This window comes from Kitasatospora sp. NPDC048545 (assembly GCF_040651155.1).
GTDB lineage: Bacteria > Actinomycetota > Actinomycetes > Streptomycetales > Streptomycetaceae > Kitasatospora.
On the sequence record NZ_JBEZIQ010000025.1, the window covers coordinates 110207 to 116363 of the forward strand.

Consider the following 6157-nt stretch of genomic DNA (forward strand, 5'->3'; position numbering starts at 1 on the left):
CGGCCGGGGCGCCCCCGCGCGGCGACCGGGGAGCCGGTCGGCCGGGCCGGTGCCGCGGCGGTCCGACGGCGCGGCCGCGGCCGTGCCGCGGTCCGCTCCCCCGGGCGCCCGCCTGCTCCGGCGGCCTGGGGAGCCCCGCCGGAACCCGGCCGCGGCCGCCCTCCGGTTTCTCCGGCGGCCGCGGTTCCCCCACACCTGTTCGGTCCGACAGCAGAAAGGTAGGACCGGCCCCGGGCAATCCATCGGTCACATGCCTGGCTGCCACCTGAACGAGTGAAACGCCGTGACCTCGACCCGAACCGGGCCGTTACCGGGCGGTACGCGCGGCCGCCCGTGATACCCGCTCCCGGCGGGCTCAGCCGGCGGCGTGCGCGATCAGCTCCCGCACGGCGCGGGCGACCTCGTCGGGGTGCTCCATCATCGCCACGTGCCCCGACTCCGGCAGCACCAGCAGCCGGGCGTCCGCGAAGGCCGCGCAGGCACGGCGGGCCGAGCGGTAGGAGACCAGCTTGTCGCGCAGCCCGTACACCAGCAGCACCGGCACCCTCACCTGCTCGGCCTGCCGCCACAGCGCCTGGTCGCCGCGCTCGGTGTACGCCGAGACGATGCCGCGGGCCGAGCCGATCAGCGCCGGCATCGCGTGCGGCACCTCCAGCCGGCGCCGGTACTCGGCGACGGCCTCGGCCCGGGCGGCCGGGCTCAGGCCGGTCGGGTCGCCGTAGACCAGCCGCAGCAGGTCCTCGGTGGCGGCCTCGATGTCGCGCCCGTTGGCGGCCAGCCGGCGCAGCACCGCGGGCACCCCGGGCACCGCGAGCAGGCCGGTCGGCCAGGCGGAGCGCTGCGGGGGGAGTTCGGGCAGGGCCGGCGAGACCAGGGTGAGGCTGCGCACCAGGTCCGGGCGGAGCGCGGCGAGCCGCACGGCGACCGCGCCGCCGAGGGAGTTGCCGAACAGGTGGACCGGGCCGCGGTCGGCGGCCTCCAGGCAGCCGATCACCGCGCGGACGTGGCCGGAGAGGGTGAGGTTGCCGTCGGTGGGCGGGTGGGAGCGGCCGAAGCCGGGCAGGTCCACGGCCTCGCCGTCGACCAGGCCGGAGAGCCGGTCCATCAGGGCCGTCCAGTTGGCGGCCGAGCCGCCGAGCCCGTGCACGAAGAAGCCGGGTTCGCGCCCGCCGGCGGGCCCGTCGTCGGCGGGGCGGTGCACCGCGAGCACCGCCCCGGGGACCTCGACCGTACGTACCTGCTGCTCAGCGCTGCTCATGGTGGACGATGGTAGTGAGCCGAGGGCCGGAGCACCCGGGACGGTCGGCCGTTCCTTGCCTCTGTCGCACCACTGCCGAGGCCGAGGTCAGCGCCGTATTGTGGGCTCCTGACAACAAGGCCGACCGTCTTTTCTCGCCTTCGCCGAACGCGGGCGCGGTTACCGAAAAGTAGAATCGGCCATCTTGCCAGCCCCGAACAGACCCGAAGTGAGGAGCGCCGTGACGGCCATCCAGGAGGCGCAGGAGCGCCCGCGCGGTGCCCGCCTGCCGCGAAGCGCCCGCCGTGAACAACTGCTCGGTGCCGCCCAGGAGGTGTTCGTCGCGCAGGGCTACCACGCGGCCGCCATGGACGACATCGCCGACCGCGCCGGGGTCAGCAAGCCGGTGCTCTACCAGCACTTCCCCGGGAAGCTGGACCTCTACCTGGCGCTGCTGGACAAGCACTGCGACGCCCTGGTCGAGTCGACCCGCCACGCGCTGTCGACGACCACCGACAACAAGCAGCGCGTGGCCAACACCATGGAGGCGTACTTCAACTACGTCTCCAGCGAGTCGGGCGCCTTCCGGCTGGTCTTCGAGTCGGACCTGACCAACGAGCCGGCCGTGCGCGAGCGCGTCGAGCGGGCCTCCGAGGCGAGCGCGACCCTGGTCAGCAAGGTGATCCAGGAGGACACCGACCTGCCGGAGGCGGAGTCCAAGCTGCTCGCCGCCGGGGTCTGCGGCCTGGCCCAGATCACCGCCCGGTACTGGCTGTCGCAGGGTCTTGAGATCCCCCGCGACGAGGCGGTTCGCCTGGTCGCCAGCCTGTCCTGGCGCGGTCTGAAGGGCTTCCCGATGCACCCGGGCGACCAGCCCGGCGAGGGTGCCCACCAAGGGTGATCCGGCGACCTTCGCCTGGGCGGTGATCCGGTGCTCTATGGTGAAGCCGTACGGCGCGGTCGCCGCGAACGCCTGTTCCAGGCGGTCTGGTGCCCGCGCGTGGAGGCTGCAACCCCGGAGGGACGGAAGCCGTGGAGGTCAAGATCGGCGTGCAGAACGCGCCGCGCGAGATCGTGATCGAGAGCTCGCAGACTGCCGATGAGGTCCAGAGCGCGGTCGCGAAGGCGCTGGAGGGCCCCGAGAAGCTCCTCACCCTGACCGACGAGCACGGCCGCCGCGTCATCGTCCCGGCCGAGCGCCTGGCGTACGTGGAGATCGGCGAGCAGGCCGTCCGCAAGGTCGGCTTCGGCACCCTCTGAGGCGCCGCCCGAGCACGCGTTCCGGTGCCCCGTTCCCGCGAGGGAGCGGGGCACCGCTGCGTGTACGGCCGGGTGGGGCGGGGTACGGCGACAGGTGCGGCACCGGCGCCGCGGCCCGTCCCCCGGGGAGGCAGTCTTGCTGGTCGAGTCGATCGTCTTCACCCTGATCGGCCTGGCCACGGCCGGCGCCGCACTGCTGGCCCTGCCCTCGTACTACCGGGCCGCCCGCGCGCTGACGGTCGGCACCGCACTGGCCTCCGCCCTGTTCGGCGGGGTGGTGGCGCACTTCTGCCTGGACGGGCGCCACCCCGCGGTGTCCGTGGCGGCCTCGGCGCTGACCTCCGGCGTGCTCACCTCGCTGCTGGCCCGGCCGGACCTCGCCGACGGGCGGGCCCCGGCGCACCGGCACCACCCGCACCGGACCGGCGCCCACCGCGCGCCGCGGCGGCACCGGCCGGCGTAGCCGTCGTCGGGGCGCGGCCGGTCAGCTGGCCAGGCCCAGGGCGGCCATCCGCTTGGTGTGCGCCTCGGTGATCCGGTTGAACATCTTGCCGACCTCGACCAGGTCGAAGCCCTGCACCCGGACGCCGCCGACCAGCAGGTTGGACAGCGCGTCACGCTCGGCGACCACCCGCTGCGCCTGGCTGAGCGCCTCGCCCATCAGCCGCCGGCCCCACAGCGCGAGCCGGCCGCCGGACCGCGGGTCGGCCTCGATCGCCTCGCGCACCTTGTCGACGGCGAACTGGGCGTGGCCGGTGTCGGACATGACGCCGAGCACCAGGTCGCGGGTGTCGTCGTCCAGCCGGACGGCCACCTCGCGGTAGAAGTCGGTCGCAATGGCGTCGCCGACGTAGGCCTTGACCAGGCCCTCCAGCCAGTCCGAGGGCGCCGTCATCCGGTGGAAGAGCTCCAGCGGCTCGACGAACGGCCGCATCGCCTCCTGCGGGTCGGCGCCGATCTCGGCGAGCCGGTCGTGCAGGCGCTGGTAGTGCTGGAACTCGGCGGAGGCCATCCGGGCCAGGGCCGCCTTGTCGGCGAGGTCTGGCGCCAGCTTGGCGTCCTCGGCGAGCCGCTCGAAGGCGCTCAGCTCGCCGTAGGCGAGCGCGCCGAGCAGATCCAGCACCGCCGCCCGGTAGCCGGGGTCGGCCGAGCACGCGGCCCAGTCGCCGATCGAGCCGGCCGCGGTGTCCTGCGTCTCACCATGGGTCTCCATGACCTGCCAGCTTAGTCCCGCACGGCCGCCGCCCCCACCACCCGCCGCAGCCCGGTGACCGGCCGGATCGCCCGATCCCGCGGTCGTCGCCGGGGGCAATGTCAGACGCGTCACGTGTTCGAGTCGTCGCCTGACTGTATGGTGGTACGGAGCCCCGTCGTGCTCGCACGGTGTGACCGCCGTCTCGGTACCCGCGCAAGCCCGCTCCCAAGCGGCACCGTCCAGCCGGACGTGTCCGCACCGGAGGCACGGGTACTCACGTACGCGGATGCCCGGTCGGAGAGCCGATCGGCTCCGACCATGGCTTGGACTTCAAGCCTTGGCACCGCATCAGTGGCCGAGCGAGGGCCGCCGAGACCACGCCCCCTGGCGGAGGTCCCGCGCAGGTCCCTCACGGGAATCCTCCCCGACGCCGCCGGCGACGCGCCCCCGCACCGGGGCAGCGCGCACCGGCCGGCCGCAGGGACCGGCGCGGTTGTGCGTCCGCGCAGCTGTATTCGGGGCCGCACAGGCCCGTACGCAGCCGCGCGGCTGCCCGCCCGCCGCTCGCTCTCGGCCCCTCCACACGGAAGAGGCAGCACCCTGTCCACCACCGCTGAACCCATCAAGACGACCTTCCGGGACCTGGGGATCCTCCCGGAGACCGCCGAGGCCCTCGAGTCCGTCGGCATCGTCCACCCCTTCCCCATCCAGGAGATGACCCTCCCGGTCGCGCTGACCGGCCACGACGTCATCGGCCAGGCCAAGACCGGCACCGGCAAGACCCTCGGTTTCGGTCTGCCGCTGATCGAGCGCGTCACCGTGCGCGCCGACGTGGACGCCGGCCGGGCCACCGAGGAGCAGCTCACCGACTTCCCGCAGGCGCTGATCGTCGTCCCGACCCGCGAGCTCTGCACCCAGGTCACCAACGACCTGCAGACCGCCGGCAAGGTCCGCAACGTGCGCGTCCTCGCCGTCTACGGCGGCCGGGCGTACGAACCGCAGGTGGAGGCGCTCACCAAGGGCGTCGACATCGTGGTCGGCACCCCGGGCCGACTGCTCGACCTGGCCGGACAGAAGAAGCTGAACCTGTCCCAGGTCCGCTCGCTGGTCCTCGACGAGGCCGACGAGATGCTCGACCTCGGCTTCCTGCCGGACGTCGAGAAGATCATCACCATGCTGCCGGCCAAGCGGCAGACCCTGCTGTTCTCGGCCACCATGCCGGGCCAGGTCATCAACCTCGCCCGCCGGTACATGAGCCAGCCGACCCACATCCGGGCCACCGCCCCGGACGACACCGGCACCACCGTCGCCAACATCGAGCAGCACATCTTCCGTGCGCACTCGCTCGACAAGGTCGAGATGGTCTCGCGCATCCTGCAGGCCGACGGCCGCGGGCTGGCGATGATCTTCTGCCGCACCAAGCGCACCGCCGCCGACGTCTCCGACCAGCTGACCCAGCGCGGCTTCGCGGCCGGCGCGGTCCACGGCGACCTCGGCCAGGGCGCCCGCGAGCAGGCCCTGCGGGCCTTCCGCAACGGCAAGGTGGACGTGCTCGTCTGCACCGACGTCGCCGCCCGCGGCATCGACGTCGAGGGCGTCACGCACGTCATCAACTACCAGTGCCCCGAGGACGAGAAGACCTACCTGCACCGGATCGGCCGCACCGGCCGGGCCGGTGCCTCCGGCACCGCCGTCACCCTGGTCGACTGGGACGACATCCCGCGCTGGCAGCTGATCAACAAGGCGCTGGACCTGCCGTTCAACGACCCGGAGGAGACCTACTCCACCTCGCCGCACCTGTACGAGCTGCTGAAGATCGCGCCGGGCACCAAGGGTGTCCTGCCGCGCTCGGAGCGCACCCGCGCGGGCCTCAACGCGGAGGAGGTCGAGGACCTCGGCGAGACCGGCGGACGCGGCAGCCGCTCCGGCCGGGCCGGCCGCGGTCGCCCCGCGCAGGGCGGCCCCGGCCGTCCGGCCGCCGCCCCGGCCGAGGCCGAGGCCGAGGAGCAGAAGCCGCGCCGCACCCGTGAGCGCCGCCGCACCCGTCGGGGCTCGGCGGTCGGCGAGGGCGCGGCCGCGGTCACCGTGACCGACGCCGCCGCGGCTCCGGCCCCGGCCGTCGAGGGCACCGAGGGCGAGGCCGCCCCGCGCCGCCGCCGTCGCCGCTCGCGCGGTGGCGCCGCCGGCGAGGCGGCTGCGGCCGTCGAGGTCGTGGAGGCCGCCGAGGCGGTCGTCGCCGAGGCCGTCGCGGCCGTCGTCGCCGAGGCTCCGGCCGAGGAGAAGCCCGCCCCGCGCAAGCGCACCCGCAAGCCGAAGGCCGAGGCCGTCGAGGCTGTTGCCGAGGTCGTCGTCACCGAGGCTGTTGCCGAGGCCGTCGTCGCCGAGGCTCCGGCCGAGGAGAAGCCCGCCCCGCGCAAGCGCACCCGCAAGCCGAAGGCCGAGGCCGTCGAGGCTGTTGCCGAGGT

General features: G+C 74.3%; 6 protein-coding genes. 4 read left to right on the plus strand and 2 right to left on the minus strand.

Annotation, left to right across the window (positions count from 1 at the left end; translation table 11 throughout):
• Positions 1 to 355 precede the first annotated feature (355 nt).
• Positions 356 to 1258 carry an alpha/beta fold hydrolase gene (locus AB0D10_RS23585; RefSeq protein ID WP_360259573.1) on the minus strand — a complete coding sequence of 301 codons (903 nt, stop codon included), beginning with the start codon at positions 1256 to 1258 and terminating at the stop codon, positions 356 to 358.
• 220 nt (positions 1259 to 1478) lie between these two features.
• On the opposite strand from AB0D10_RS23585, the gene AB0D10_RS23590 reads away from it, so the two are divergent.
• From AB0D10_RS23590 to AB0D10_RS23600, 3 genes are all read left to right on the plus strand, one after another.
• The gene (locus tag AB0D10_RS23590) at positions 1479 to 2138 is read left to right on the plus strand and encodes a TetR/AcrR family transcriptional regulator (protein WP_360259576.1); all 660 of its coding nucleotides are present in this window, start codon (positions 1479 to 1481) and stop codon (positions 2136 to 2138) included.
• Positions 2139 to 2269: 131 nt separating this feature from the next.
• Positions 2270 to 2497, plus strand: coding sequence for a DUF3107 domain-containing protein (locus tag AB0D10_RS23595; RefSeq protein WP_360259579.1), 228 nt, complete (start codon positions 2270 to 2272; stop codon positions 2495 to 2497).
• 136 nt (positions 2498 to 2633) lie between these two features.
• A complete protein-coding gene (locus AB0D10_RS23600) occupies positions 2634 to 2960 on the plus strand; it encodes a hypothetical protein (RefSeq protein WP_360259581.1) in 327 nt (108 codons plus the stop codon).
• Between the two features lie 21 nt (positions 2961 to 2981).
• Here the strand turns inward: AB0D10_RS23600 and AB0D10_RS23605 are convergent, their stop codons facing one another.
• Positions 2982 to 3710 (minus strand): ferritin-like fold-containing protein, encoded by a 729-nt coding sequence (locus AB0D10_RS23605; protein ID WP_360259584.1) that lies wholly within the window; start codon positions 3708 to 3710, stop codon positions 2982 to 2984.
• A gap of 696 nt (positions 3711 to 4406) precedes the next feature.
• Here AB0D10_RS23605 and AB0D10_RS23610 point away from each other — a divergent pair.
• Positions 4407 to 6157 (plus strand): DEAD/DEAH box helicase (locus tag AB0D10_RS23610; RefSeq protein ID WP_360259649.1); only part of this gene is annotated, 1751 nt, incomplete at its 3' end.

Bases quoted from the DNA above. Each gene is read 5' to 3' on its own strand.
- AB0D10_RS23585 (WP_360259573.1), bottom strand. From the start codon at position 1,258: ATGAGCAGCGCTGAGCAGCAGGTACGTACGGTCGAGGTCCCCGGGGCG.
- AB0D10_RS23605 (WP_360259584.1), bottom strand. From the start codon at position 3,710: ATGGAGACCCATGGTGAGACGCAGGACACCGCGGCCGGCTCGATCGGC.